General features: G+C 70.5%; 18 protein-coding genes and 1 tRNA gene. 12 read left to right on the top strand and 7 right to left on the bottom strand.

The window, feature by feature from the left end; translation table 11 throughout:
* On the bottom strand, positions 1 to 833 hold an 833-nt coding region (locus A5643_RS04115), incomplete at its 3' end, for a mechanosensitive ion channel family protein (protein WP_066852231.1).
* Positions 834 to 842: 9 nt separating this feature from the next.
* The gene (gene prfB, locus A5643_RS04120) at positions 843 to 1,958 is read right to left on the bottom strand and encodes a peptide chain release factor 2 (protein WP_066852232.1); all 1,116 of its coding nucleotides are present in this window, start codon (positions 1,956 to 1,958) and stop codon (positions 843 to 845) included.
* Between the two features lie 138 nt (positions 1,959 to 2,096).
* Here prfB and A5643_RS04125 point away from each other — a divergent pair, with 138 nt between their 5' ends.
* Positions 2,097 to 3,452: an FAD-dependent oxidoreductase gene (locus tag A5643_RS04125; protein ID WP_066852234.1), complete on the top strand. Its 1,356-nt coding sequence runs from the start codon at positions 2,097 to 2,099 to the stop codon at positions 3,450 to 3,452.
* A 13-nt stretch (positions 3,453 to 3,465) separates the two neighbouring features.
* Here A5643_RS04125 and A5643_RS04130 read toward each other — a convergent pair whose 3' ends face one another.
* A complete protein-coding gene (locus A5643_RS04130) occupies positions 3,466 to 4,083 on the bottom strand; it encodes a TetR/AcrR family transcriptional regulator (protein ID WP_082948713.1) in 618 nt (205 codons plus the stop codon).
* Positions 4,084 to 4,288: 205 nt separating this feature from the next.
* On the opposite strand from A5643_RS04130, the gene A5643_RS04135 reads away from it, so the two are divergent.
* From A5643_RS04135 to nrfD, 6 genes are all read left to right on the top strand, one after another.
* Positions 4,289 to 5,389, top strand: coding sequence for a hypothetical protein (locus A5643_RS04135; RefSeq protein WP_156628519.1), 1,101 nt, complete (start codon positions 4,289 to 4,291; stop codon positions 5,387 to 5,389).
* A gap of 152 nt (positions 5,390 to 5,541) precedes the next feature.
* The gene (locus A5643_RS04140) at positions 5,542 to 8,337 is read left to right on the top strand and encodes an aconitate hydratase (protein ID WP_066852239.1); all 2,796 of its coding nucleotides are present in this window, start codon (positions 5,542 to 5,544) and stop codon (positions 8,335 to 8,337) included.
* Positions 8,338 to 8,370: 33 nt separating this feature from the next.
* The gene (locus tag A5643_RS04145; RefSeq protein ID WP_066852241.1) at positions 8,371 to 8,703 is read left to right on the top strand and encodes a carboxymuconolactone decarboxylase family protein; all 333 of its coding nucleotides are present in this window, start codon (positions 8,371 to 8,373) and stop codon (positions 8,701 to 8,703) included.
* A gap of 284 nt (positions 8,704 to 8,987) precedes the next feature.
* Positions 8,988 to 12,275: a formate dehydrogenase gene (gene fdh / locus A5643_RS04155; RefSeq protein WP_231995446.1), complete on the top strand. Its 3,288-nt coding sequence runs from the start codon at positions 8,988 to 8,990 to the stop codon at positions 12,273 to 12,275.
* Positions 12,275 to 13,249, top strand: coding sequence for a 4Fe-4S dicluster domain-containing protein (locus A5643_RS04160; protein ID WP_066852246.1), 975 nt, complete (start codon positions 12,275 to 12,277; stop codon positions 13,247 to 13,249). The genes fdh and A5643_RS04160 overlap by 1 nt, the downstream gene beginning before the upstream one ends.
* A gap of 71 nt (positions 13,250 to 13,320) precedes the next feature.
* Positions 13,321 to 14,292 carry an NrfD/PsrC family molybdoenzyme membrane anchor subunit gene (gene nrfD, locus A5643_RS04165; protein ID WP_082948714.1) on the top strand — a complete coding sequence of 324 codons (972 nt, stop codon included), beginning with the start codon at positions 13,321 to 13,323 and terminating at the stop codon, positions 14,290 to 14,292.
* Here nrfD and A5643_RS04170 read toward each other — a convergent pair.
* Positions 14,289 to 14,924: a TetR/AcrR family transcriptional regulator gene (locus tag A5643_RS04170; protein WP_082948715.1), complete on the bottom strand. Its 636-nt coding sequence runs from the start codon at positions 14,922 to 14,924 to the stop codon at positions 14,289 to 14,291. The genes nrfD and A5643_RS04170 overlap by 4 nt on opposite strands.
* 119 nt (positions 14,925 to 15,043) lie before the next feature.
* Between A5643_RS04170 and A5643_RS04175 the strand changes: the two genes are divergently transcribed.
* Complete coding sequence (locus A5643_RS04175) at positions 15,044 to 16,123, top strand: oxygenase MpaB family protein (RefSeq protein ID WP_066852250.1); 1,080 nt, start codon at positions 15,044 to 15,046, stop codon at positions 16,121 to 16,123.
* Positions 16,120 to 17,466, top strand: coding sequence for an oxygenase MpaB family protein (locus A5643_RS04180; RefSeq protein ID WP_066852252.1), 1,347 nt, complete (start codon positions 16,120 to 16,122; stop codon positions 17,464 to 17,466). Before A5643_RS04175 ends, A5643_RS04180 begins: the two co-directional genes overlap by 4 nt.
* A gap of 34 nt (positions 17,467 to 17,500) precedes the next feature.
* On the opposite strand, the gene A5643_RS04185 is transcribed toward A5643_RS04180, so the two are convergent.
* Together A5643_RS04185 and selD are read right to left on the bottom strand one after the other, a co-directional pair.
* Positions 17,501 to 17,713: a hypervirulence associated TUDOR domain-containing protein gene (locus A5643_RS04185; protein WP_066852254.1), complete on the bottom strand. Its 213-nt coding sequence runs from the start codon at positions 17,711 to 17,713 to the stop codon at positions 17,501 to 17,503.
* Positions 17,710 to 18,705: a selenide, water dikinase SelD gene (selD, locus tag A5643_RS04190; protein ID WP_066852262.1), complete on the bottom strand. Its 996-nt coding sequence runs from the start codon at positions 18,703 to 18,705 to the stop codon at positions 17,710 to 17,712. Before selD ends, A5643_RS04185 begins: the two co-directional genes overlap by 4 nt.
* A gap of 149 nt (positions 18,706 to 18,854) precedes the next feature.
* Here selD and A5643_RS04195 point away from each other — a divergent pair.
* The 3 genes from A5643_RS04195 to selB all read left to right on the top strand — a co-directional run bounded on the left by A5643_RS04195 (position 18,855) and on the right by selB (position 22,082).
* Positions 18,855 to 18,950 (top strand) — tRNA-Sec (locus A5643_RS04195).
* A gap of 22 nt (positions 18,951 to 18,972) precedes the next feature.
* Entirely contained in the window at positions 18,973 to 20,283 is a 1,311-nt protein-coding gene (gene selA, locus A5643_RS04200; protein WP_066852256.1) for an L-seryl-tRNA(Sec) selenium transferase, read from the top strand.
* On the top strand, positions 20,280 to 22,082 hold the full coding sequence (selB, locus tag A5643_RS04205) for a selenocysteine-specific translation elongation factor (RefSeq protein WP_231995447.1): 1,803 nt from the start codon (positions 20,280 to 20,282) through the stop codon (positions 22,080 to 22,082). Before selA ends, selB begins: the two co-directional genes overlap by 4 nt.
* Before the next feature lie 148 nt (positions 22,083 to 22,230).
* Here the strand turns inward: selB and A5643_RS04210 are convergent, their stop codons facing one another.
* Positions 22,231 to 22,461, bottom strand: coding sequence for a type 1 glutamine amidotransferase family protein (locus tag A5643_RS04210; protein WP_197497637.1), 231 nt, complete (start codon positions 22,459 to 22,461; stop codon positions 22,231 to 22,233).
* Between the last annotated feature and the right edge of the window lie 139 nt (positions 22,462 to 22,600).

Below are 22,600 nucleotides of genomic sequence, written 5' to 3' on the forward strand. Positions count from 1 at the left end.
AGCCGCCGGCCGACCTCGAATTGCTTGCCGGGCAGGGTGCGGGCGACCATCCGCAGGTTGACGGTGTCGAGCTGGATGCTCTCCACCCCCATCAGCGTCGGTTTGCCCGACAGCAGATCGTGCAGCGGTGTGTCCTTCTCCACGGCGCGTTCGCACACGCCGTGCAGCACGTCGTTGACCACACTGAGATCGGCGCTGGTCGGCACCGGGATGTCGACGACCGCCCGCGCCCAGTCCTTGGACATGTTCAGCGATTCGACGATCTGCCCGTTGGGGACGGTATAGACCTCGCCGTCGGCGGTGCGCAGCTTGGTCACCCGCAAGGTGACGTCCTCGACGGTGCCTTCGGCGATCGCCGTGGAGGTCAACTCCAGGCGCACCAGGTCACCGAAGCCGTACTGGCGCTCCAGGATCAGAAAGAAGCCGCTGAGCAGGTCTTGCACCAGCTTCTGGGCGCCGAAACCGAGGGCACCGCCGAGCACCGCGGCCGGGGCGGCCAGCGATCCGATCGGCACGTCGACGATGTCGGTGATCTTGACCGCGACCACCACGAACAACAGCACGATGGCGCCCCAGGAGACCACCGCGGCCAGCGCCTGCCGGTGTTTGGACTCCTCGGAGCGCACCAGCGCGTCGCCGCTTTGGAACTCCTCCTCGAAGCGGCGCGCGATCCGGCGGGCGGCCCAGTTGATGAACCGCGCGGCCAGCACCGCACCGAGCACCAGCAGCGTGATCCGCAGGCCCTTGTCGAGGATCCAGACGCCGATCTCGCCGTGCCAGAACCGCTGCCAACTCTGCTCCAGCGGCAGGGCCACGTAGTCGGTGCCGGTCATGCGCGCCGCTCAGTCCTCGTCGGGCCGGTTGCGCCAGCGGATCCCGGACTCGAGGAAGCCGTCGATGTCGCCGTCGAGCACCGCGCTGGGGTTGCCGACCTCGTGTTCGGTGCGCAGGTCCTTGACCATCTGATAGGGGTGCAGCACATAGGAGCGCATCTGGTTGCCCCAGGAGCTGCCGCCGTCGCCCTTGAGCGCGTCGAGTTCGGCGCGCTCCTCGGATCGCTTGCGCTCCAACAGCTTCGCTTGCAGCACGCGCATCGCCGCCACCTTGTTCTGCAGCTGCGACTTCTCGTTCTGACAGGTGACGACGATCCCGGTGGGCACGTGGGTCAGCCGCACCGCCGAGTCGGTGGTGTTGACCGACTGCCCGCCCGGCCCGCTGGAGCGGTATACGTCGACGCGCACGTCGCTTTCGGGGATCTCGATGTGGTCGGTGGTCTCCACCACCGGGAGCACCTCCACCTCGGCGAACGAGGTCTGTCTGCGGCTCTGGTTGTCGAATGGGCTGATCCGCACCAGCCGGTGGGTGCCCTGCTCCACCGACAGCGTCCCGTAGGCGAACGGGGCGTGCACCGCGAAGGTGGCGCTTTTGATGCCGGCTTCCTCGGCGTAGGAGGTGTCGAACACCTCGACCGGGTAGTTGTGCTTCTCCGCCCACCGGATGTACATGCGCATCAGCATCTCGGCCCAGTCGGCGGCGTCGACGCCCCCGGCTCCGGCCCGGATGTTGACCAGCGCCTCGCGTTCGTCGTAGTCCCCGGAGAGCAGGGTGCGCACCTCCATCGCCTCGATGTCGGCGCGCAGGGCACGCAGTTCGGCGTCGGCCTCGGCGCGGGCGTCCTCACCTGCGGTGCCGGTCTCCTCGGCAGCCAGCTCGTAGAGCACCGGCAGATCGTCCAGCCGGCCGCGCAACTCCTCCACCCGGCGCAGCTCCCCCTGAGATTGGGAGAGCTGACTGGTGACCCGTTGGGCGTTGGCCTGGTCGTCCCAGAGGTTGGGGTCGGAGGCCTCCTGTTCGAGCTGGGTGATCCGCCCACGCAGCCCCTCGACGTCGAGCACCCGCTCCACGGTGGTGAGGGTGACGTCGAGGGCGGCGATGTCGGATTGCCGGTCGGTTTCCACGGGTCCCCAGGTTACCGGCGTAACCGGCCACGCCCCGCCGGGTCGGGGCTAGCATCGAAGGAAGCCGTTAGATGCATCACACGGCTACCACGCGGCAGCCCTCGCGTGCCGTGGCCGGCGACGACAGAAAGCGGGAGAATGCGCCCCTACCATGTGGCCATCGTCGGTTCGGGTCCGTCCGGGTTCTTCGCCGCGGCCTCGCTGCTGAAGCTCGACGACACCGACGTGCGCGTCGACATGTTGGAGATGCTGCCCACGCCGTGGGGCCTGGTGCGCTCCGGCGTCGCCCCCGACCACCCGAAGATCAAGTCGATCAGCGCGCAGTTCGACAAGATCGCCGAGGACGACCGGTTCCGGTTCTTCGGCAACGTGCGCATCGGCGACCATGTGCATCCCGACGAGCTGGCCGAACGCTACGACGCGGTGATCTACGCGATCGGCGCCCAGTCCGACCGCCACCTGGGAATCCCCGGCGAGGACCTGCCGGGCAGTGTGGCCGCCGTCGACTTCGTCGGCTGGTACAACGCCCACCCGCATTACCACGACAAGACCCCGGACCTGTCCTGCCACCGCGCGGTGGTGGTCGGCAACGGCAACGTGGCGTTGGACGTGGCGCGCATCCTGGTCACCGATCCCGCCGAGCTGCGCACCACCGACATCGCCGATCACGCGCTGGATCTGCTGGGGCCGTGCGATATCCAGGAGGTGGTGATCATCGGGCGGCGCGGGCCGCTGCAGGCCACGTTCACCAGCCCGGAGCTGCGGGAGCTGGGCACGCTCAAGGGGCTGGCCAACGTCGACGTCGTCATCGACGAGGCCGAGTTCGACGGCATCACCGACGCCGACATCGAGGCGGCGGGCAAACACCCCAAGCAGAATCTGAAGGTGCTGCGCAGCTACGTCGGCGCCGAACAGACCCCGGGCAACCGGCGGATCGTGTTCCGGTTCCGCACCTCCCCGATCGAGATCCGCGGTGAGGGACAGGTGCAGGAGATCGTGCTGGGCCGCAACGAACTGGTCACCGGCGAGGACGGGCGGGTGGCGGCCAGGGACACCGGTGAGCGCGAGGTGTTGCCGGCCGAACTGGTGGTGCGGTCGGTCGGCTACCGCGGGGTGCCGACCCCGGGGCTGCCGTTCGACGAACGCTCCGGGACCATTCCGCACACCGACGGGCGCATCGAGGGCACCCGCAACCAGTACGTGGTCGGGTGGATCAAGCGCGGACCGTCGGGGGTGATCGGCTCCAACAAGAGCGACTCGGCGGCCACGGTCGCGACCGTGGCGGCCGACCTGGCGGCCGCCGACATCGACACCGGCGGCGAGGAGCGCAGTACGGAGTTGATGGAGTGGCTGGCGTCGCGGCAGCCGAAGCTGGTGACCAACGACCACTGGCGTGCGATCGACGCCCACGAGCGCTCCACCGGTGAGCCGCACGGTCGCCCGCGGGTCAAGCTGGTTGACGTGGCCGAGATGCTGAAGATCGCCCACGGGTGACGCGTCCGGCGAGTTAGTTCGAGGCGCCCGGCTCTGGCGGCGTTCCCTCCGCCGTCAACGGCGGTGCGGCCAGCAGCGCGCGCAGGTGGCGGCGAAGGTAATCGTCATCGGCCGGTTCGCCCGTGACGAGCATCCGGTAGTACAGCGGCGCGTAGACCTGCTCGAGCAGCAGCGCGACATCGGTGTTCGCGGCGAGATCGCCGGCCGCGACACCGGCGCGCAGTCGGGCCATCCCCGCTTCGGTTCGTGGCGCGATGACGCCGGTGAGTAATTGATCGGCCAGTTCGCGGTCGTGGTGGGCGGCGTCGAACACCCCGATGAGGGCTGCGCGACGCTCGGTGGAGAACATGTACTCCGCGGCCACCGTCATTTGGTTGAGCAGGTCGTCGAACAAGTTCCCGGTATCGGGATACACGCCCGCCGGCGCCGATACGTCCCGCAACGCGTCCAACAGCAATGCGCCCTTCGATGGCCACCAGCGGTAGATGGTCTGCTTCCCGACCTCGGCGCGGCGTGCGATGGCCTCGATTCGCAGCGCCTCATAGCCCACTTCGCGGCACAACTCCAGCGCCGCCCGCAGGATCGCCTGCTGCGAGCGTTCGCTGCGCCGGTACTGATTCCCCCAGGTCATGGCCGCACCATATCGTCGCGGCCGGACAATATGCCCCGGTTGCGCGGCTTGCCTGCGGCCGCGGGCTCCCGCCTTGACGGACGGCTTGAAGCCGACCCGCTCCGCAAACTTTGTTACTCGCCGGTATTGACCATGCTCGGTACGAGACGTACCGTCTTGAGCTATCTGCTCAGCTTCTAGTAAGGGATTTCAAAGGAGAAGATTCGTGCACATAGCTGTTCGTCCTTATGCCGCGGCGGGCGTCGCCCTCGCCGGAGCTGGCCTGATCGCCGCTACGCCAGTGGTGACTGCGCTACCTGAGAGTCACCTGGTTGACATTCAGCTGACGGCGCTGAGCGATCTGGACCCGATCAGCCCCGTCATCGACCTGTTCGGCAATACCTTCGGCAATATCGCCGCGATCGGCGAGGGTGTGCTCGACAACGGCGCCCCGGCGTTGACCCAGTTCCTGACGAATCAACTGGGCTACGGCACGACGCTGTTGGGTGGGCTGCAGGGCGCGGTGACCGGGACGCTGGCGTTTTTTCTCGACGATCAGCCGGGACTCAATTTGGGCTATTTCCTCGACGGCATGATCGAGGCGATCAGCGGCGGCGATTTCCTGGGCGCGGGGTCGACATTTGACTCCGGAATGATGACCCTGCTGTTCAGCGCGGCGCTACCTCTCCTGCCCGCCGCTCAGATTCCCGGCGAGATCGTGCAGAACCTCGCGAACGTCGTCGGCGACGTGGGAAGTGGTCTCACCGGCTCGCTGCTGGCCGGCGGCATCAGCGCCTTGTCGCCGGTCTTCGCGACCGTTCAGGCGATCTTCGCCAGCATGCAAGCCATCTCCGATGCCGCCGGACCGCTAGAGAGCCTCGGCGCGCTGATCAACACCCCGACGACACTGGCTGATGCCTTCCTCAATGGCTGGGACAACATGGGGGCCATCACCCCCGGCTTGTTCACCCCCCTCTTGCCAGGTGGGGCCGGGATCGGCCCGTTGGCCTTCCTCGCCGAAGGGATTCCGCAGATCATCGCCGGCGCCCTCGGCGGAGACGCGACAGGCGGGCTCACCGGGTTCATGTCGGAATTCGCCGACACGGCGATGGCGGTGCCCGAGCAACTGGTGAACTCGATCACCGGCACGCTGGGCAACCTCTTCGACGCTGGCACCTTCACCAACCTCTTCGACATCGGCGCCCTCACCACCGGCATGACCGACCTGTTCAACATCGGCGACTTCGCCGGCCTGACCGACCTGTTCACCATGTTCGACCCGATGGCGTTCATCGAGCCGCTGTTGGCGATGCTGACCTCCTTCTAACCACACCACCGTCTTCGGGCCCCCGGCAACGACGCCGGGGGCCCGAATTCGTCGTGGCCCCATGCGGTTCCGAAAGGCCCTGCCCCGAGCAGGTGTTTTTGACTAGGTTGGAGGGTAAGACCAGCTCCACCGACCGTTGAGGGGGTCCAGTCATGGCCAGCTCCAAGGACAGTTTCGGCGCACGCGATCAGCTCACCGTCGACGACACCACCTACGAGATCTATCGACTGGACCGCGTCGAGGGTTCGGCGCGCCTGCCCTACAGCCTCAAGGTGCTGCTGGAGAACCTGCTGCGCAACGAGGACGGCCGGATGGTCACCGACGAGCAGGTGCGCGCGCTGGCCGACTGGGATCCCGCGGCCGCGCACGGCCGGGAGGTGGCGTTCACCCCGGCCCGGGTGCTGATGCAGGACTTCACCGGCGTGCCGTGTGTGGTGGACCTGGTCGCGATGCGCGACGCCATCACCGAGTTGGGCGGTGACACCGAGGCCATCAACCCGCTGTGTCCCACCGAGTTGGTGATCGACCACTCGGTGATCGCCGACGTCTTCGGTCGCGCCGACGCGTTCAAGGTCAACGTGGAACTGGAATACCAGCGCAACTCCGAGCGCTACCAGTTGCTGCGCTGGGGCCAGCAGGCCTTCCGCGACTTCTCGGTGGTGCCGCCGGGCACCGGCATCTGCCACCAGGTGAACCTGGAGTACCTCGCCCGGGTGGTGTTCACCCGCGACGGCGACAATGGCAAGCAGGCCTACCCGGACACCCTGGTGGGCACCGACAGCCACACCCCGATGGTCAACGGGCTCGGGGTGCTCGGCTGGGGCGTCGGCGGTATCGAGGCCGAGGCCGCCATGCTCGGCCAGCCGCTGTCGATGCTGATCCCGCCGGTGGTGGGGCTGAAACTCACCGGGGAGATGCAGCCCGGCACCACCGCCACCGACCTGGTGCTCACCGTCGCCGAACTGCTGCGCAGCACCGGGGTGGTCGGCAAGTTCGTCGAACTGTTCGGGCCCGGTGTGGCCAACGTCCCGCTGGCCAACCGCGCCACCATCGGCAACATGAGCCCCGAATACGGCGCTACCTGTGCGATCTTCCCGGTCGATCAGGTCACCCTGGATTACCTGCGGCTGACCGGACGCTCCGAGCACCAGATCAAACTGGTGGAGGCCTACACCAAAGAACAGGGCATGTGGCACGACCCCGACCACGAGCCGGACTACTCCCAGGTCATCGAGTTGGACCTGGCGACCGTCGAACCCTCCATCGCCGGACCCAAACGCCCGCAGGATCGCATCCCGCTGCGCGCCGCCCCGCAGGCGGTCTCCGCGCTGCTCGCCGGGGCGGAGACCACCGCCCAGGCGCTGTCCGAACTCGACGAGGCCTCGGCGGACTCCTTCCCGGCCAGCGACCCGATCGCCTTCGGCGAAGTCAGCCAGCCCGCGGGCCGGCCGCGCACCGTGCGGTTCGACGGCAAAGAGCACGAGTGGCCGTCGTCGCCGACCAAGGTGGAGCTGTCCGACGGCACCAATTTCGAACTCGACAACGGCGACGTGGTGATCGCCGCGATCACCTCGTGCACCAACACGTCGAACCCGTCGGTGATGGTGGGGGCGGCGCTGCTGGCCAAGAACGCCGTCGAAAAAGGCCTGAGCCGCAAGCCGTGGGTGAAGACCACCCTGGCCCCGGGGTCGCGGGTGGTCACCGACTACTACGAAAAGGCCGGGCTCACCGCCTATTTGGACAAGCTCGGCTTCAACCTGGTCGGCTACGGCTGCACCACCTGCATCGGTAACTCCGGACCGCTGATCCCCGAGGTGAGCAAGGCCGTCGACGAGAACGACCTGACGGTGTGCTCGATGCTGTCGGGTAACCGCAACTTCGAGGGCCGCATCCACCCGGAGACCAAGATGAACTTCCTGGCCTCCCCACCGCTGGTGGTCGCCTACGCGCTAGCCGGCAGCCTGCACGTCGACCTGCTCAAGGACCCGCTGGGCACCGGCAGCGACGGCGAACCGGTCTACCTGCGCGACATCTGGCCGTCGGAGGCCGACGTCGCCGCGATCATCGACGACAACCTGCAAGCCGAGATGTTCACCAAGAGCTACGGCGACGTGTTCACCGGCGACGACCACTGGCGCAACCTCGACGTGCCCAACAGCGACACCTTCCAGTGGGATCCGGACTCCACCTATGTGCGTCAGCCGCCGTACTTCGACGGCATGACCCGCGAACCGCAGCCATTGACCGACATCACCGGGGCGCGGGTGCTGGCGAAACTGGGTGACTCGGTGACCACCGACCACATCAGCCCGGCCGGCTCGATCCGGGCGGACTCCCCGGCCGGAAAGTACCTGTCCGAGCACGGCATCGAGCGCAAGGACTTCAACTCCTACGGTTCCCGGCGCGGCAACCACGAGGTGATGATCCGCGGCACGTTCGCCAACATCCGGTTGCGCAACCAGCTGGCACCCGACACCGAGGGCGGGTTCACCCGCGACTTCACCCAGGATGGCGGGCCGGTGACCACGATCTACGACGCCTCGGTGAACTACCTGGCCGCGGGCACCCCGCTGGTGGTCCTGGCCGGTAAGGAGTACGGCAGCGGCTCGTCGCGGGACTGGGCGGCCAAGGGCACCATCCTGCTCGGGGTGCAGGCGGTGATCGCCGAATCCTACGAGCGCATCCACCGGTCCAACCTGATCGGCATGGGGGTGCTGCCGCTGCAGTACCCCGAAGGTGAGAACGCCGAGTCCCTCGGCCTCACCGGCGAGGAGACCTTCGACATCACCGGGGTGACGGCCCTGGCCGACGACATCCCCGACACCGTGCACGTCAAGGCCGGCGACACCGAGTTCGACGCGGTGGTGCGTATCGACACCCCCGGCGAGGCGGACTACTACCGCCACGGCGGGATCATGCAGTACGTGCTGCGCCAACTGCTCGACTGAGTCGCGGGCACCCGATCAGGAACGGAGACATTCATGGCCGATGACATCTACCCCGCCGCCACCGCCGACATCTACAACCGCCGCAAGGAACTGACGCCCAAGGCGAACGAGGCGTTCGAGGCGTTCTCCAAGGCGGTCTTCGCCGAGGGCGCCCTGGATGAGAAGACCAAGCAGCTGATTGCGGTCGCGGTCGCCCATGTGACCCAGTGCCCGTACTGCATCCAGGGCCACACCAAACTCGCCCACCGCAAAGGCGCGTCCGACGAGCAGATCATGGAAGCCATCTGGGTGGCGGCCGAGATGCGCGCCGGCGGCGCCTACGCGCACTCCACGCTGGCGCTCACCGAGCTGAACAAGCTGCACTGATCCCCGGCGCCCGCACGCCGCGCCCCGCGATGCCGCCCGGTGGGGCCCTGCCCGAAGTGAAGACCCCTCCCTAGGACGGCGAGTCGACCTACTGGCGACACGTCGGCGAAGCATCACTTCGGGCAGGTACCGGTTTTGCCGGTCCGTCAATTATGGCCCGGTTGCCGCCGCTAGACCAGAGGACCAAGGTCCTTTCATTCAACTCGCAGTCCGGCGGTTCACCGCGGGCGCATGCTCCTCGACATCGTCCCCGGCGCATTGCTGCCTGGGCTAACCTGATGAGCATGGCGCGAAGGAAGATTCGGTTGGATTGGCCGGTGCTGCGCCAACTGCGCACCGGGGACCTCCTGGGCCGCGGTCCGGCGGCCACCTCGGCGCGCACCCGCGCCATCGCGCCCCGCACCGCCACCGCCGATCGAGTGGTGCAAAGCGTCTGCCCGTACTGTGCGGTCGGCTGCGGGCAGCGGGTTTTCGTCAAAGACGAGAAGGTCATCGGCATCGAGGGCGACCCCGACTCGCCGATCTCACGGGGCCGGCTCTGCCCGAAGGGCGCCGCCAGCGAGCAGCTGGTCAACTCCCCCGGCCGCCAGATCCGCGTGCTCTACCGCGCCCCCGGCGCCGAGGACTGGCAGCCGATGGACCGCGACACCGCGATCGACATGATCGCCGACCGGTTCATCGAATCACGGCGGCGCACCTGGCAGGACGTCGACGATCGAGGCCGGCCGCTGTACCGCACGATGGGTATCGCCGCGCTAGGCGGGGCGACCCTCGACAACGAAGAGAATTATCTGATCAAGAAACTCTTCACCGCCGCCGGCGCCATCCAGATCGAGAACCAAGCCCGGATTTGACACTCCGCCACGGTTCCCGGTCTGGGAACCTCGTTCGGGCGAGGCGGCGCCACCCAGAGCCTGCAAGACATGGCCAACGCCGACTGCATCGTCATCCAGGGCTCCAACATGGCCGAATGCCACCCGGTCGGCTTCCAGTGGGTCGAGGAGGCCCGCGCCCGCGGCGCCACCATCATCCACGTCGACCCGCGGTTCACCCGCACCTCGGCGGTGTGCGACAAGCACATCCCGATCCGGGCCGGCTCCGATGTGGCGCTGCTCGGTGCCCTGATCAACTACGTACTCACCCACGATCTGTGGTTCCGCGACTATGTGCTGGCCTACACCAACGCCGCCACCCTGATCGACGAAAACTACCGCGACACCGAGGACCTGGGCGGTCTGTTCTCCGGGTTCGACGCCGACACCGGTGCCTACGATCCGGCGACGTGGTCCTACGCCGCGCGCGGCGGCGGCCGCGTGGACTCCCCCGCCGGCGGGCACGAGCACGGCGCGCACGCCTCGGCGCGCGGAGCCGGTGACGTGCACGGCAGCGGCGGCCCGCCCCTGGCACATCCGCAGGTCCACCGCGACGACACCCTGACCGATCCGCGCACGGTGTTCCAGATCCTCAAGCGCCACTACGCCCGCTACACCCCGCAGATGGTCGCCGAGGTGTGCGGTATCGCCGAAAGCGATTTCGAGTACCTGGCGCGGGCCATGACCGCCAACTCCGGGCGGGAGCGCACCACCTGCTTCGCCTACGCCGTCGGCTGGACCCAGCACAGCTTCGGCGCCCAATACATTCGCACCGCCACCATCCTGCAGTTGCTGCTGGGCAACATCGGGCGGCCCGGCGGCGGGATCATGGCGCTGCGCGGACACGCCAGCATCCAGGGCTCCACCGACATCCCCACCCTGTTCGACCTGCTGCCCGGCTACCTGCCGATGCCGATGGCCGGCACCCACGACACCCTGGCCGACTACGTCAACGCGGTGGGATCCAAAGCCCAGAAAGGGTATTGGGCCGACGCCGACGCCTACACGATCAGTCTGCTCAAGGCGTGGTGGGGCGAGGCCGCCCACCCCGGCAACGACTTCGGCTACCACTACCTGCCGCGGCTCACCGGTGCGCACGGCACCTACCAGACCGTGACCGGGATGCTCGCCGGCGAGGTGGAGGGCTATTTTCTGCTCGGTCAGAACCCGGCGGTCGGGTCGGCCAACGGACGGATGCAGCGCCTGGGGATGGCGCAGCTGAAATGGCTGGTGGTACGTGATCTCAACCTGATCGAGTCGGCCACCTGGTGGAAGGACGGCCCGGAGATCGAGTCCGGGGAGCTGCGGGCCGCCGACATCGACACCGAGGTGTTCTTCCTGCCCGCGGCCACCCACGTCGAGAAGTCGGGCACCTTCACCCAGACCCAGCGGCTGCTGCAATGGCGCCACCAGGCGGTGACCCCACCCGGCGACTGCCAAAGCGAGCTGGAGTTCTTCGTCGACCTGGGCAACCGCATCCGGGCCAAGCTGGCCGGTTCCACCGATCCGCGGGACCGGCCGCTGTTGGATCTGACCTGGGACTACCCGGTCGACGAGCACGGCGAGCCCGACCCCGAGGCGGTCTTGGCCGAGATCAACGGCCGCCACCTCAGCGGCCCGGCGGCCGGGGCGCCGCTGACGTCGTACACCGAGCTGCGCGCCGACGGCTCCACCGCGGCGGGCTGCTGGATCTACACCGGGGTGTATGCCGACGGGATCAACCACGCCGCCCGACGGGTGCCACGCGGCGGGCCGAGCCCCAGCCAGTCGGAGTGGGGCTGGGCGTGGCCGGCCGACCGGCGGATCCTGTACAACCGCGCCTCCGCGGATCCGGCCGGTCGCCCGTGGAGCGAACGCAAGCGCTACATCTGGTGGGACGAGACCAGCCGCCGCTGGGTCGGCCACGACGAACCCGACTTCGTCGTCGACCGCGCTCCCGACGCCCGGCCCGACCCGACCGTCGGCGGGCCCGCCGCCCTGGCCGGCGACGACCCGTTCGTCATGCAGGCCGACGGCAAGGCGTGGCTGTTCGCCCCCACCGGGCTGGTCGACGGCCCGCTGCCCACCCACTACGAGCCGCCGGAATCGCCGGTGCCCAACCCGCTGTACCCGCAGCAGCAAAGCCCGGCCCGGGTGCTGTTCCCGCGCCGGGACAACCTCGCCGCGCCCAGCGGTACCGATCCCGCCGCCGCGGTCTACCCGTACGTGTTCACCACCTACCGGCTGACCGAGCACCACACCGCCGGCGGGATGAGCCGCTGGCTGCCCTACCTGTCGGAGCTGCAACCGGAGATGTTCTGCGAGGTCTCCCCGCAACTGGCCGCCGAGCGTGGCCTCGAACCCTACGGCTGGGCCACGATCATCTCGCCGCGCGCGGCGATCGAAGCCCGGGTGCTCGTCACCGAGCGGATGGCGCCGCTGCGGCTCGGTGACCGCACCGTGCACCAGATCGGGCTGCCCTACCACTGGGGGGTCGGCGGGGACGCGGTGGTCAGCGGGGACGCCGCCAACGACCTGCTCGGCATCACCCTCGACCCCAACGTGCACATCCAGGAGTCCAAGGCCGGCCTGTGCGACATCCGGCCCGGCCGCCGCCCGCGCGGCCCGCGACTGCTGGAACTGGTCGCCGAGTATCAGTCCCGTGCCGGGGTGACGGTGGCGACCGGCCAGGAGCGGGTCACCAGCGAGGAGGAGAGCTGATGGGTCAGCTGACCGGGCCCACCGATCCCAGCGCGGATGCGCGCTGGCCCGAACCCCGGCCACGCAAGGCGTTTTTCACCGACACCTCGATCTGTATCGGCTGCAAGGCCTGCGAGGTGGCCTGCAAGCAGTGGAACGGCCTGCCCCGCGACGGCGAGTTGGAGCTGCTGGGTTCCTCCTATGACAACACCGGCGCGTTGGGCGCCAACACCTGGCGCCACGTCGCCTTCGTCGAGCAGACCCAGGACCGGATCACCCAGGCCCGCGACGCCGGGCGCGCCCTGACCGACCTGGGCATGCCGCGCATCGGCGGCCCCGCCGAAGCCGAGACACCCGACGACACCAGCCCGCCGGACACCCCGGAGTTCCGCTGGCTGATGGCCTCCGACGTGTGCAAGCACTGCACCCACGCCGGCTGTCTGGATGTCTGCCCCACCGGGTCGCTGTTCCGCACCGAGTTCGGCACCGTGGTGGTCCAAGACGACGTCTGCAACGGCTGCGGCAACTGTGTGGCGGCCTGCCCGTTCGGGGTGATCGAACGCCGCCCCGACGGGGTGGCCGCCCCGAAAACCGAACGGGGACCGCAACATCGCGAGACCGGCATCGCGCAGAAATGCACGATGTGTTACGACCGGCTCGTCGACGGCGAGCAGCCGGCCTGCGCGCAGACCTGCCCCACCGAGTCGATCCGGTTCGGCGACCGCGACGAGATGCTGGCCCGGGCCCGCGCCCGGGTAGCCGAGTTGCACGCCCAGGGCCTGACCGAGGCCCGGTTGTACGGCGCCAACGACCACGACGGCGTCGGCGGAACCGGATCGATCTTCCTGCTGCTCGACGAGCCGGAGGTGTACGGGCTGCCGCCGGATCCGCGGGTGCCCACCGCGGACCTGCCGGCGATGTTCACCCGGTCACTGTGGGCGGCGGCCGGCATGGCCGGCGCCGCGGTGGTGGCGTTCTGGCGGGGGCGCTCGTGAGCGGGCCATTCGGCGAACGCGCGGCGGGAACCCGGCGTCGCCGTCGCGGCGGGGGCCGTCGGGAGACACCGATGGTGCCCGACGTGCAGTTCAGTTCCTACTATGGACGTCCGGTGGTCAAGCCGCCGCCGTGGGACGAAAAGATCGCCGCCTACCTGTTTTTCGGGGGCGTGGCCGGCGGGTCGGCGGTGCTGGGTGCCGGTGCGCAGCTCACCGGCCGGGCCGCGCTGCGACGCAATTCCCGGCTGGCCGCGCTGGCCGCGACGGGCCTCGGCGCGCTCGCGCTCATCGCCGACCTGGGACGCCCGGAACGCTTCCTCAACATGCTACGCATCGTGAAGCCGACCTCACCGATGAACCTGGGCTCCTGGTTGCTCTCGGCGTTCGGCGCCGGCGCGGCAGTGGCGGCCGGCGCCGAGGTGGACCGGCTCACCGGGGGCCGGCTGCCGCTGGGCCGGCTGCGCCCGGTGCTGCACGCCGCGGCGCCCGCGGCGGGCTTGGAGGCCGCGGTGCTGGCTCCGCCGCTGGCGGTCTACACCGCGGTCCTGTTGGGCGACACCGCGGTGCCGACCTGGAACGCCGCGCACCGGGACCTGCCGTTCGTGTTCGCCGGCTCGGCGAGCCTGGCCGCAGGCGGGCTGGCGATGATCACCACCCCGGTTGACCAAGCCGGCCCGGCACGACGGTTCGCGCTGCTGGGGGTGATCGCCGATCTGGTGGCCAGCCGGGTGATGGAGCGTCGGATGGACCCGGTGACGGTCGAGCCGCTGCAGCAGGGCCGACCCGGCCGTCAGCTGCGGTGGGCGCAGCGCCTGGTCGTCGCGGGCGGGATCGGTACGGCGCTGGGCGGGCGGTACCGGCCGGTGGCCGCGGCGTCGGGTCTGGCGTTGCTGGCCGGGTCGGCGCTGACCCGGCTGGGTATTTTCGAGGCCGGCATCGCCTCGGCGAAGGACCCGCGCTACACGGTCGAGCCGCAGAAGCGTCGCCTGGACGCCCGCCGCGCGGCCGGGGTCGTCGACGACGCGATCACCACGGTGGACTAGGTTTCTTCGGCCGCGGTCTGCGCCGCGAGGATCTGGTTCGCCCCCACCAACAGTGCGGCGGCCCGGTCGAGCAGTGACTCTTTGCTCATCCCGGGTGGACGGTCGATCGCGATGCGCAAGGCGAGTTGGAGCACCGTGCCCATGCCCAGGTAGATGATCTCGTCGGCATCGGCCGAGTCCAGCTGCGGGTAGTGCTGCAACAGCGTCAGCCGGGCCAGATGGTGGAGGTGCTCTTCGATGCCGGGCAACACGTTGCTCTGGCTGCCCATCGGCAGGTCGTTGATGACCGCGCCCATCACGCCGCGGTGCTCTTCGAGCGCGTCGACCAGCACCGCGAGGACGTGGCGGGCGCCGGCTGTCACCTCCATCGACAGCGCTTCCGCCAACGCGGCCACCAACCGGCGCATGATGTCCTCTTCGGCGTGGCCGCGCAGCGCGAGGACGATCGCGTCTTTGTCGGCGAAGTAGCGGTAGACCGTTCCGATGCTGAGATGGGCTTCCTCAGCGATCCGGTTCGTCGACAGACCCTGATATCCGTCCCGGTCCAAAAGTTGAGCAGATGCGGCAAGGATCTCCTCGATCGTGCGCTGCGCACGAATCTGCTGCGGAATGCTCCGTGATGACCTGGCCATACGCGGGGACCTCGCCGAAAAGTCTGCTCGCCGAAAAGTGAGTGGAAGTCGAGCTGAGTTCAACTCTAGCCTGGATTGTGAGGTAGCGCACACACGCTGCTCGACAGAAAGGCGCGACGATGGCCCCGTTCGACCGTCTGCTCCCCTCCGTCAACCCCATCGACGAACTCGCTCGCCTGGTGCTGCCCCTCGACGACGGTTCGGCGGTCGACCTCTCACCGATCTGGACGGAACTTCGCCGACGACCCACCGCCGTGCTCAACCCGATGGACCTGTTCTTCGAGATCCAGCGGCCGGAGTATTTCAAGAAGGCCCGCTTCGCCGGCCCACTCGGCGATCCCGGCTGGTTCGGACCCGACAGTGCCGCCTGGTACGTCCACACCCACACCCCGTCGATCGTCGTCGGCATGGTCAACACCGCGATCATCGACATCCTGCACCAGGACATTCAGTACGCGGTATATGACCACTCCAAGCTGGTCGGCCGGCGCCCCGACGGCACCGTGCGGTCCGGCACCTTCTCCAAAGACGGTCTGATGGTGCGGGCCGGCCACACGTTCTCCTTCTTCACCGGGGTGGTCTACGGCTCCACCGAGACCGCCGAATCGCTGTGCCAGACCGTCAAAGCCATGCACCATCGGGTCAAGGGCATCCGACCGGACGGCAAACCCTACGACGCCGACGAACCGGAGTTCTTCCGCTGGACCTACGCCAGCGTGGTCGACGGACTGGCCGGTGCGCACCGGCGCTATCACCCGAAACCGTTGCGGGGCCGGGACTTGGACCAGTTCTACCGGGAGTACGCCCGAATCGGGGAGGCCCTCGGCGGCACCGACCTACCGCGGAGCAGGGCGGAGTGCCGCCGGGTGCTCACCGAATCCCCGTCGGCCAAGGAAGTGGGTCTCAACGCCGACAACATCAAGTACCTGCAGCTGCTCAACCCGCCGGGCATCACCCCGTTGCGCCCCTTCTACGGCCTGGCCTATTGGGTGATCATGGACATGATGCCCGAACCGGTGCAGGCCGCGGTCGATTTCCAGCAGCCCAATCTGCTGGTGCGCCAGGCGTATCGGCACACCGCGCGCGCCGTGCTCAACGCACCGCGGCTGCTCGGTGAGATCCGCGAGGTGGAGGCCGCTCGCCGCCGCGTCGCCGTGCCACCGCGGCCTCGCGCCGTCTCCGACAAGGCCGCGTCATGACCGCGACCCGCACCGCACCGGTGACTCCGCATCCCTACGACTACTGCTATCGCTCCGGGATGCCGCTGCGGCCGCCGCCGCCGCGACTGCGGCCCGATCCGGCATGGTCGAAGCTGTCGGTCTTCGACGCCGTCCGGCCGGCACGCCCCACGCCGCGGCAACGAAGCCTGCTCGACCTGTTCATCGACCACTACTGGCAGGGCGATGAGCTCATGGACGCGGTCGTCGAGCGCTTCCGCACGATCGGGATGAAGCGCGGACGACAGCTGCTCGAGCAGGCCCTCGATGAGGGCATCGCGGCGGTGGCCGACCCGCCCGCGGAGCTGGTAGACCTGTTCGCCGCGCTGGATCAGCCGCCCGACTGGCATGACCCGAGGGATTGGGAGCGCGGCCGGCGGCTCTGGATCGACTGCTCGCTGGCCGGCAAGCTCGGGATGGGCATCCAGGACGCGATAGGGACGTTCGTCGGCGCCGAGGTGTCCTCGGCGACCGGAGCGACCAAGCGGTTCGTCAACGCGCCCCGCGTTCGCAACCTGGAGACCATGAAATGGTTCCATGCCGTCACCAAGCCGGGGATGCTCGACCGCTACGGCCCGGAGTTCAAGGACACGGTGCGGGTGCGGCTGATGCACGCCCAGGTGCGCATGGGGCTGCGACGAGCTTGGGGCGACGAGCATTTCACCCGGCACGGCAACCCCATCTCCACCAGCACCACCATGGGTGCCGCGGTCACGATGGGGCTGTTGCCGATGCTGACCGACCACAACCACGGCCGCACCAAGTCGGTGCGCGACCTCGACGCCGTGATGCGTTACTGGGCCTACATCGCCTACCTGTTGGGGGTGGCACCCGAGATCATCCCGACCACCGCCGAGGACGGCATCCTGCTGGCCGACTACATGGCCTCCACCGCCGGCGGGCCGACCTCGGGCACCGAGACCATGACCCGCGCGGCCGCCGATAACCTCGCGGCCGCCCGCGGCGTGCCCGGTGCGGTTGCGCGCGCCGCCGTGGCGCCGGTGCTCGGCGCCGTCGCCTACTACAGCGGCGAACCGTTGGCCCGCGCCTTGGTCGCCGCGACGCCCTATCGGGATGTGCCGCTGCAGCCGTGGACGACGCTGGCCGGTGTGGCCGTCCATGCCAACGTCAAGCTCCGGATGCTGCTGGATATGGTTCCCGGCGCGGGGCTGCGCCGCGTGATCCGGGCCCGGCACAGCGATCGGTGGTGGGCGGTGAACGTCCAGATCGCCGAAGTGCTGGCCCGCCGCGGCGGTGTCACCGACACCCGCTACCGCCACCACGACGCCACCGCGGGCGCCGCGAACGGCTGCCCGATGCACTGAGTGTGCAGCGCACAACGGACACCGCGCCGAAGCGTCAGCCGTCGGTCTTGCGCAGCGCCGAGCCCTTGTGCATCGCGACGTGATCGGTTTTGTCGCTTTTGATCTCGTACTGCGGGTCTTCGGGGCTGCAGCGGCGCATGTGCCCCTTGTACTCCACGTCCTTGGTGTGCACCTTGGTGACGGTGCCGCTGACGTGGCCCGCCTCGGAGTTCCACGTGACGTGGTCGCCGACTTTGAATTCACTCATGCCCGCACCTCGATTCCGTTGCCGGCCACCAGCTCTCCGATCACCGGGTGGCCGGGTAGTTCGCCGGCGACCAGCAGCCCGCCGGAGGTCTGCGCATCGGCCAGCAGCAGCAGGTCGTCCTCGGTGACACCGGCGCCGACCCGCAGCTGCGGGCGCACCCAATCCAGGTTACGGCGCGTGCCACCGGAGACGAACCCCGCGCGCAGCGATTCGCGCGCCCCGGCGAGCACCGGCACCGCCGAGGCCTGCAGCACCGCGCCCACCCCCGACGCGCGGCACAGTTTGTGCAGGTGCCCGAGCAGCCCGAAACCGGTGACGTCGGTGGCCGCCTCGATCCCGGCGGCCAGCGCCGCGCCGGCCGCTTCCCGGTTGAGGGTGACCATGTTGGCCACCGCTTCGGCGAACACCTGCCCGGTCTGTTTGTGCCGGTTGTTGAGCACGCCCACCCCGATCGGCTTGGTGAGCGTCACCGGCACGCCGGGCTTGCCGGCGTCGTTGCGCAACAGCCGGTCCGGATCGGCGACCCCGGTCACCGCCATCCCGTACTTGGGTTCGGGGTCGTCGACGGTGTGCCCGCCGAGCACCGGGCAGCCGGCCTCGGCGGCCACCGCCAGCCCGCCGCGCAGCACCTCCCGCAGCACCTCGAACGGCAACACCTCGCGCGGCCAGCCGACCAGGTTGATCGCCACCACGGGCCGCCCGCCCATCGCGTAGATGTCGGAGAGCGCGTTGGCGGCGGCGATGCGGCCCCAGTCGAACGGGTCATCGACGACCGGGGTGAAGAAGTCCGCGGTGGACAGCACCGCCAGATCCGGCCCCACCCGCACCGCGGCGGCGTCGTCGCCGTCGTCGAGGCCGACCAGGATGTCGGCGCCGGCCTGGCCGGTCAGCCCGCGCACCGCGTCCTCCAACTCCCCGGGCGGGATCTTGCAGGCGCAGCCGCCGCCGTGGGCATAGCCGGTGAGCCGCAGCGCGCCGTCGTTCCCGCTCACCGGCGGGGCCGCGTCGGCGCTCGCTGGCGGGGCCTCGTCGGCACTCACTGGCGCTCCTTTCGTCGGGGACTGCCGTGCACTGTAACCGCGGGCTCCGGGGCGGGTGCGCTGCCCGCGGCACCGGATGCGGCGTTGACTAGGTTGGGCGCGGAGGCGTTTGGGTTCCTGGTGGTCCCCCCGGTCTTCAAAACCGGTGAGGCCGAGTAGCTCGGTCTGGCGGGTTCGATTCCCGTCCGCCTCCGCCAGCCCTACCGAGGGGGAACGATCGTGACCCAGACCGATCCACGGCGGCGGATCCCGCGCACCGATCAGCTGCTCGCCTCCCCGGCCGTCGAGCGGGCCCGCGCCCGCCTCGGCGAGCACGTGGTGGCCGCCGTGGTCCGCGCCGTACAGCAGCGCGCCCGCCGCGGCGAACTGGCTCCGAAGGCGGTGGCCGCGGAGGTGGCCGCGGCGCTGGCCGACCGCAGCGCGGCCACGCTGCGCCCGGTGCTCAACGCCACCGGGGTGGTGGTGCACACCAACCTGGGTCGCGCCCCGCTGTCGGCGGCCGCCGTCGACGCGCTGGTCGCCGCCAGCGGGTATGTCGACGTCGAACTCGACCTGGCGACCGGGTCGCGGTCGCGGCGCGGCCTGGCCGCCCGGGCCGCGCTGCTGGCCGCCTGCCCCGCCGCCGGTGACGCGCTGGTGGTCAACAACGGCGCCGCCGCGCTGGTGTTGGCCACCACCGCGTTGGCGGCGGGCAAGGAGGTGGTGGTCAGCCGCGGTGAGCTCATCGAGATCGGCGCCGGATTCCGGCTGCCGGATCTGATCACCGCCACCGGCGCGCGGCTGCGCGAGGTCGGCACCACCAACCGCACCCACCCCGACGACTACGCCGCCGCGCTCGGCCCGCACACCGGCTGTGTGCTCAAGGTGCACACCAGCAACTACCGGGTGGAGGGCTTCACCGCCGCGGTCGACGTCGACGAACTGGCCGCGCTGGCCGGGCACCACGGTGTGCCGCTGGTGGTGGATCTGGGCAGCGGCCTGCTGGCCCCCGACCCGGCGCTGCCCGAGGAGCCGGATGCCGCGACCGCGCTGGCGGCCGGCGCCGACGTGGTCACCGCCAGCGGCGACAAACTGCTCGGCGGGCCGCAGGCCGGGCTGATCCTGGGTGCCGCCGACCCGGTGGCGGTGCTGGCCCGCCACCCGCTGGCCCGCGCGGTGCGCGCCGACAAACTCACCCTGGCCGCGCTGGAGGCCACCGTCGCCGGGCCCACCCCGCCGGTCACCGCGGCGCTGCACGCCGACCCCGCCCGGCTGCGAGCCCGCACCGAAGCGCTGGCCGCGGCGGTCGGCGCCGATGTCGTGGCCCACGACGGGCGGGTCGGCGGCGGCGGTGCGCCCGGCGTGCCCCTGCCAGGCTGGGCGGTGGCGCTGCCGGCCGCCACCGCGGCGGCGTTGCGCACCGGCGACCCCGCCGTGCTGCCCCGGGTCAGCGACGGCCGCTGCCTGCTGGACCTGCGCTGCATCCCCGAAGCCGACGACGAGCGGCTGACCGCCGCGGTGCGCGCCGCGTTGGCCGGAGAACCCGGTTGAGCGACGACGCCGTGACCGGATATGTCGTCGCCACCGCCGGGCACGTCGACCACGGCAAGACCACTCTGGTCGAAGCGCTCACCGGCATGCAGCCCGACCGGTGGGCCGAGGAGCGCAGCCGCGGACTCACCCTCGACCTGGGCTTCGCCTGGACCCGGCTGCCCTCGGGACGCGACGTGGCGTTCGTCGACGTGCCGGGCCACCAACGGTTTCTGGCCAACACGCTGGCCGGGCTGGGCCCCGCCCCGGTGGTGTGTTTCGTGGTGGCCGCCGACGAGGGCTGGTGCGCCCAGTCCGACGATCACCGCGACGCGATCGCCGCGCTGGACATCGCGCACGGACTGCTGGTGGTCTCCCGCACCGACCGGGCCTCCCCCGAGCGGGCCGCGGCCGTGCTGGCGCAGGCCCGCACCGAACTGGCCGGCACCGGCCTGGCCGACGCCCCCGCGGTGCGCGTCTCGGCGCTCACCGGCGCCGGGCTCGACGCCCTGCGCGCCGCCCTGGACGGGGTGCTGGGCGCGCTGCCCGCACCTGGCGCCGAGGAGCGGCTGCGGCTGTGGGTGGACCGCTCGTTCACGATCGCCGGGGCGGGCACCGTGGTGACCGGCACGCTGGCCGCCGGCACCGTGCACCGCGGCGACCGTCTCGAACTGTGCGGCCCGGGCGGCTCCCACCCGGTGGAAGTGCGCGGGCTGCAGCGCGGCGGACACCCGCGGTCGACGGTCACGCCGACCGCGCGGGTCGCGCTGAACCTGCGCGGAATCCCCGCCGGCGAGATCCGTCGCGGCGACGCCCTGCTCACCCCCGACGCCTGGCCGCTGACCCGCACCCTCGACGTGCGGCGCTGCACCGGGATCGCGTTCACCGACGCGCCGGCCCACCTCACCGTGCACGCCGGGACCGCCGCGGTGCCGGCCCGGCTGCGCCCGCTGGGCGCCGATCACGCCCGGCTGACCCTGGATCGGCCGCTGCCGCTGGTCTTCGGTGACCGGCTGGTGCTGCGCCAGCCGGGCGCGCCGCGGCTGCTCGGCGGCGCCCGGGTGCTCGACGCCGACCCGCCGGATCTGGTGCGGCGCGGCGACGCGGCCCGGCGCGCGACGGCGCTGGCCGCGCTGCCGGCGGGTGGGGACATCACGGCCGAGGTCGCCCGGCGCGGGGCGGTGCGCGCCGCCCACCTGCGCCGGCTCGGGCTGACCGGCGACCCGGGCCCCGAGGTGCGGGCGGTGCGCGGCTGGTGGGTGCATGCCGAGAGCCACCGGCGCTGGCGGCAACGCCTGGTCGAAGCGGTCGAAGAACAGCACCGGCGTAACCCGTTGGCGCCCGGGCTTTCCCGCGGCGCGGCGGCTGACCTGCTCGGTCTGCCCGACCCCGCCCTGCTCGACACCGTCATCGAAGGAACCGCCCTGCAGCACCGCGGTGGGCACATCCGCGCGCCCGGGCACGACGATCTGGGCCCGGCCGAACCGGCGATCGCGGACCTGGAAGCCCGGCTGGCCGCCGACCCGTTCCACGCACCCGAGGCCCACGACCTGGCCGCGTTGCGGCTGGGTGCCCGCGAACTGGCCGCCGCGGAAAACGCCGGCCGGTTGCTGCGACTCGGCGGCGGGGTGGTGCTGTTGCCCACCGCGCCCGCTCTGGCGATGCGCCGGCTGGCGGCGCTGCCGCAGCCCTTCACCACCAGCGCGGCACGCCGCGCGTTGGAGACCTCCCGGCGGGTCGCCATCCCCCTGCTGGAGCACCTCGACCGGCGGGGCTGGACGCGGCGCACCGACACCGCGCACCGCGAAGTGGTGCGCTGACCACCTTTTCGCGCCCGGCGCGACCGGTCCGTGCCCCCGCGCGGGCGGGGAGGACCACCGTGGTGCAGCTGTTGATGGCCGTGTCGGTGATCAACGTCTGGAACCGGGTGGCGGTGGCCACCCGCCAGCGGCTGCCGGACACCAGCGGTTAGCGCTCCTCCCGGTCGTCGCGATAGGCTTGGTAGGCGGTGGTGTACTCCATCACCCGGGCCACCTCGGCCACGAAATCCTCGTCGTAGCCGGCCCGCCGCAGCAGGTGGAAGCCCATCTCCATGCCCGAGCTGATGCCGCCGGCGGTGACGATCCGGCCCGCGTCGACCACCCGCGCGCGGCTGACCCGGCAGGCGGGGGCGAGCGCGGCCAGCCGGTCGATCGGCACCAGCCCCGCCGGGCCGGCTTCGGCCCGGTCGGGTTCCTTGCGGCTGGTCGCCGCGATGTCGTCGAGCAGCCCGAGGCGACGCTACTCACCAGCGTGTGCACCGGCTCGTGGATCTATGCGCGGATGGGGCTGCTCGACG

The sequence above is a fragment of the Mycobacterium sp. 1274756.6 genome (genome assembly GCF_001668625.1).
GTDB lineage: Bacteria > Actinomycetota > Actinomycetes > Mycobacteriales > Mycobacteriaceae > Mycobacterium.

What these genes read in the sequence shown, in the direction of transcription:
- A5643_RS04160 (WP_066852246.1), top strand. Translation starts at nt 12,275, where the DNA reads ATGGGTCAGCTGACCGGGCCCACCGATCCCAGCGCGGATGCGCGCTGG.
- A5643_RS04140 (WP_066852239.1), top strand. Translation starts at nt 5,542, where the DNA reads ATGGCCAGCTCCAAGGACAGTTTCGGCGCACGCGATCAGCTCACCGTC.
- A5643_RS04130 (WP_082948713.1), bottom strand. Translation starts at nt 4,083, where the DNA reads ATGACCTGGGGGAATCAGTACCGGCGCAGCGAACGCTCGCAGCAGGCG.
- A5643_RS04175 (WP_066852250.1), top strand. Translation starts at nt 15,044, where the DNA reads ATGGCCCCGTTCGACCGTCTGCTCCCCTCCGTCAACCCCATCGACGAA.
- A5643_RS04145 (WP_066852241.1), top strand. Translation starts at nt 8,371, where the DNA reads ATGGCCGATGACATCTACCCCGCCGCCACCGCCGACATCTACAACCGC.
- A5643_RS04180 (WP_066852252.1), top strand. Translation starts at nt 16,120, where the DNA reads ATGACCGCGACCCGCACCGCACCGGTGACTCCGCATCCCTACGACTAC.
- A5643_RS04170 (WP_082948715.1), bottom strand. Translation starts at nt 14,924, where the DNA reads ATGGCCAGGTCATCACGGAGCATTCCGCAGCAGATTCGTGCGCAGCGC.
- A5643_RS04185 (WP_066852254.1), bottom strand. Translation starts at nt 17,713, where the DNA reads ATGAGTGAATTCAAAGTCGGCGACCACGTCACGTGGAACTCCGAGGCG.
- A5643_RS04125 (WP_066852234.1), top strand. Translation starts at nt 2,097, where the DNA reads ATGCGCCCCTACCATGTGGCCATCGTCGGTTCGGGTCCGTCCGGGTTC.
- nrfD (WP_082948714.1), top strand. Translation starts at nt 13,321, where the DNA reads ATGGTGCCCGACGTGCAGTTCAGTTCCTACTATGGACGTCCGGTGGTC.